General features: G+C 75.0%; 4 protein-coding genes and 1 pseudogene. 4 read left to right on the top strand and 1 reads right to left on the bottom strand.

Annotation, left to right across the window (positions count from 1 at the left end; all coding sequences use genetic code 11):
- A partial coding sequence (locus L1885_RS25130) for an ADP-ribosylglycohydrolase family protein (protein WP_235799460.1) occupies nt 1-845 on the bottom strand: 845 nt, incomplete at its 3' end.
- Nucleotides 846-1,167: 322 nt separating this feature from the next.
- Between L1885_RS25130 and L1885_RS25125 the strand changes: the two genes are divergently transcribed.
- From L1885_RS25125 to L1885_RS25110, 4 genes and pseudogenes are all read left to right on the top strand, one after another.
- Nucleotides 1,168-2,124: an AurF N-oxygenase family protein gene (locus tag L1885_RS25125; protein WP_235799459.1), complete on the top strand. Its 957-nt coding sequence runs from the start codon at nt 1,168-1,170 to the stop codon at nt 2,122-2,124.
- Between the two features lie 35 nt (nt 2,125-2,159).
- Nucleotides 2,160-2,888 (top strand): TetR/AcrR family transcriptional regulator, encoded by a 729-nt coding sequence (locus L1885_RS25120; RefSeq protein ID WP_235799458.1) that lies wholly within the window; start codon nt 2,160-2,162, stop codon nt 2,886-2,888.
- A 10-nt stretch (nt 2,889-2,898) separates the two neighbouring features.
- Nucleotides 2,899-3,177 (top strand): DUF8847 domain-containing protein, encoded by a 279-nt coding sequence (locus L1885_RS25115; RefSeq protein ID WP_235799457.1) that lies wholly within the window; start codon nt 2,899-2,901, stop codon nt 3,175-3,177.
- Between the two features lie 379 nt (nt 3,178-3,556).
- Nucleotides 3,557-3,842 (top strand): annotated as a pseudogene (locus tag L1885_RS25110) (hypothetical protein); the annotation flags it as partial.

Below are 3,842 nucleotides of genomic sequence, written 5' to 3'. Positions count from 1 at the left end.
GCGAGGCCCGTCCGGGCGCCCACGATGCCGCCGGTGATCGCGCAGGTGGTGTCGACGTCGCCGAGCGCCTCGGCGGTGGCCCACAGGGCGGCGGGCAGGTCGTCGGGGTGCCGGGCGGCCGTCCAGACCGCGAACGGCACGGTGTCGTCGGCGCGTATGCCGCTGCCGTTGCCCAGTTCGCCGGCGGCGCCGGCGGGATCCGCGCCGAAGGGGAGGGCGGCGGCGCGGGCGAGCCCGTCGCGCACGGGGCCCGGGGGCGTCGCCTCGACGACCGCGTCCAGGGACAGCTCGCCCCGCGCGGACAGGCCGGCGGCCACGGCGACGGCCACGGCGCCGGCCACGCCCTGCGGGTGGGCGTGGGTGACCTCGGCCGACAGGGCCGCCTCCTTCGCCGCGCGGTCGAGGTCGTCGGCGAACCAGGCGCCGAGCGGGGCAACGCGCATGGCGGCGCCGTTGCCGAGGCTGCCGCCGTCGAACAGGTCGGGCGCGAGGCGCCGCCAGGAGGCGGGGTCCTCCAGCAGCGCGGGGAGCAGGACGTGCATGCCGTAGCCGTAGCCGCGGCCGGAGTGGGCGTCGTAGGCGAGACCGAAGCAGGCGGCCAGGCGGTCCTGGTCGACGGTGCCGCGCTCGACGAGCACCCGGTGCAGGGCCAGGGCGAGCGCCGTGTCGTCGGTCCACGCCCATTCGGGCTCCTCGGGCGGTCTTCGCTCCCGGATCTGGGCGCGGGCCTGCTCCGGTTCGCGGAAGCGGGAGAACCACCGCTCGCCGAAGGCGTCACCCATGGCGAGTCCTTCGAGGCTGCGGCGGGCGGCCTCAGGACCGCCGGCGGGGGAGATCGCAGTCATACGACCATCCTGACGTGCCCGGGCCGGAAGACGCCCCCCGCATTTCCGGCCCGTTGCGTCACTTTCCGGCCATCCGCACGCTTCGTGCGGCGCCGGCCGGTCCCCACCCGGGAACTGCGGGAACAATGCGCCGGACGTGCCCACGGGGCGTGCGAGGGCGCACGAGGGGCGCACGTGGCCGGAGTTCGCCGCCTCGAGCCGTGCCGGACGAGAAGTCGACAAGTGCCGCGCGGGGGGATTGACTGCTCTGCTGACAAGCAGTCTCATAGGGGGTGACCGCCGGTAACACTCCGCCCTCCGGCCGCCGAGGAGGCTCGCACCCATGACGACCGCGCCCGCCCGTCCCAGCCGCGACGCCCTGATGAACGACCCGGTCCTGCGGGACGCGCTGGGGCCGCTCAAGGACCGCGAACAGGTCGCCAAGCGCCTCCTGGAGTCCTCCGCGAGGCACTCCTTCGACCCGGACACGGAGCTCGACTGGGAGGCGCCGATCGAGGACGGGAAGTGGTTCTGGCCGCCGGAGCTCGTCTCCCTCTACGACACGCCGCTGTGGCGGCGCATGTCCCAGGAGCAGCGGATGGACCTCGCCCGCCACGAGGCCGCCTCGCTCGCGTCGCTCGGCATCTGGTTCGAGATCATCCTCATGCAGCTCCTGGTGCGGCACATCTACGACAAGTCCGTGGTCAGCGACCACGTGCGGTACGCGCTCACCGAGATAGCCGACGAGTGCCGGCACTCGAAGATGTTCGCGCGCCTGATCAAGAAGGGCGGCACGCCCGCGTATCCGGTGCCGCGGCTCTACCACAACCTGGCGCGCGTGCTGAAGACGGCTTCCACGACGCCCGGTTCGTTCTCGGCCACGCTCCTCGGCGAGGAGATCCTCGACTGGATGCAGCGGCTGACGTTCCCCGACGAGCGGGTGCAGACGCTGGTGCGCGGGGTGACGCGCATCCACGTCATCGAGGAGTCGCGCCATGTGCGCTACGCGCGCGAGGAGTTGCGCCGCCAGATGGTGACGGCGCCGCGCTGGGAGCGGCGCTTCACGCAGCTGTCGAGCGGCGAGGCGGCCCGCGTGTTCTCGGTCTGCTTCGTCAACCCGCAGGTCTACACGGACGTCGGCCTCGACCGCCGCGAGGCGGTGGCCCAGGTGAAGGCCAGCGGTCACCGGCGCGAGGTCATGCAGTCGGGCGCGCGCAAGCTGACCGACTTCCTCGACGACATCGGCGTGCTGAACGGGCCGGGTCGGGCACTGTGGCGCAGCTCGGGCCTGCTCGCCTGAACGCGCCCCGGGGCGCGAGTGGTTACGCTTCCCGTATGACCGCCGCGACGCCCGCTCCGCCTCCCGCGTACCGCCGGCTCAGCGTCGAGCAGCGCAGGACGCAACTCCTCGAAGCCGCGCTGACGTTGTTCGCGCACCGCGCCCCGGAGGACGTGAGCCCCGAGGAGGTGGCGGCGGCGGCCGGCGTGTCCAGGCCGCTCGTGTACCGCTACTTCCCCGGCGGCAAGCAGCAGTTGTACGAGGCCGCGGTGCGCTCGTCGGCGAGCCGGCTGGAACGGTGCTTCACCGAGCCGCAGGCCGGGCCGCCGACCGAGCGCGTCAAGCGGGTCCTCGACCGCTACCTCGCCTTCGTGGACGAGCACGACACGGGCTTCAGCGCGCTGCTGCGCGGCGGCGGCGTCTGCGAGACGTCCCGCACGACGGCGATCGTCGACGAGGTGCGCAGGACCGCGGCCGAGCAGATACTCCTGCACCTCGGCGCCGACCGGCCGGGCCCCCGCCTGCGGATGCTGGTGCGCACCTGGATCGCGGCGGTCGAGTCCGCTTCGCTGACGTGGCTGGACGAGGACAAACTGCCGGACGCGGGCGAGCTGCGCGACTGGCTGGTCGACCACCTGGTCGCGCTCCTCGCGACGACCGCGACGCGCGACGAGCAGACCGCGGCCGCCGTCGCCGCCGTCGCGGCGCAGGAGCGGGCGGACGGCGCGGTCGCGCTGCTGGCGCGCAGGCTGGCCCCGCTGGTGGAGTCGATGACGTCCGGGTGAGACTGGACGGGTGAGAAGCGAGGACACGCTGTTCGTCGGCGGGCCGCTGGACGGGCGTGTGCTGCCCGTGCTGACGGGCCTGACCGGCCAGCCCCCGAAGTGGTACGACGTGCCGGTGCCGAACGAGCCCGGGACGCCCCCGACGGTGCACTCCTATCGCCGGGCGCCCGCGGGCTTCACCCGGCGGCTGGGCATCCAGCGCGGCTGGAAGTACGTGTACGCGCCGGAGGGCCACGTCGCGGACGGCCCGCGCTGGCCCTGGACGCGGCGCCCCCGCCCGGAGGCATGAGGCCGCCGCGGGCGTGACGGGTGACACCCCGGCGCCCCGAGGCGTGAGGCCGCCGCGGGCCTGACGGGTGAGACCCCGGCGCCCGGAGGCGTGAGGCCGCCGCGGGCGTGACGGGTGGGACCCCGGCGCCCGGAGGCGTGAGGCCGCCGCGGGCCTGACGGGTGAGGCCGCACCCCCGGCCGGCGGGTCGCCGGTGACTCGCGCGGGTGAAGTTCCGCCGCCACTCCGACGACTCGTCAGGTAATCGCATGGTGTGGCGTTCATCATTCCGCGAGCGCCGGAGCCGCACCCCGAACCCCTCCCGTCCCCGCGCCGCCCCTCCACGACGGCGTGCGCACCCACCCGTCCCGCCGGCGCGCTTCCACCGGAGGTGACCGGCATGTCCCGTCTGCGAGCCGCCTGCACCACGGCCGTGGCGACCGCCGCGGCCACCGTGCTGGCCGCGGTCCCCAGCACGGCGGCCCCCGAGCCCGGCGGTGTCGCCGCGCTGCTCACCCAGCTCAAGAGCCTGTACCAGCAGTCCGAGGCGGCCGGCGAGGCATACAACGCCAGCGCCCAGGCCCTCGCACGGCAGCGCGCGCAGACGGCGCGGGCCGGGGGCGGGCTCGCCGACGCGCGCGCCGCCCTGGAGCGCGAACGCGCGGCGGCGGGGGCCATCGCGCGCG

The sequence above is a fragment of the Streptomyces fuscigenes genome (assembly GCF_021556455.1).
Classification (GTDB): Bacteria; Actinomycetota; Actinomycetes; order Streptomycetales; family Streptomycetaceae; genus Streptomyces; species Streptomyces fuscigenes.
The sequence above is the reverse complement of the archived record's forward strand: the minus strand, read 5'-3'. Positions and strand labels throughout refer to the sequence as shown.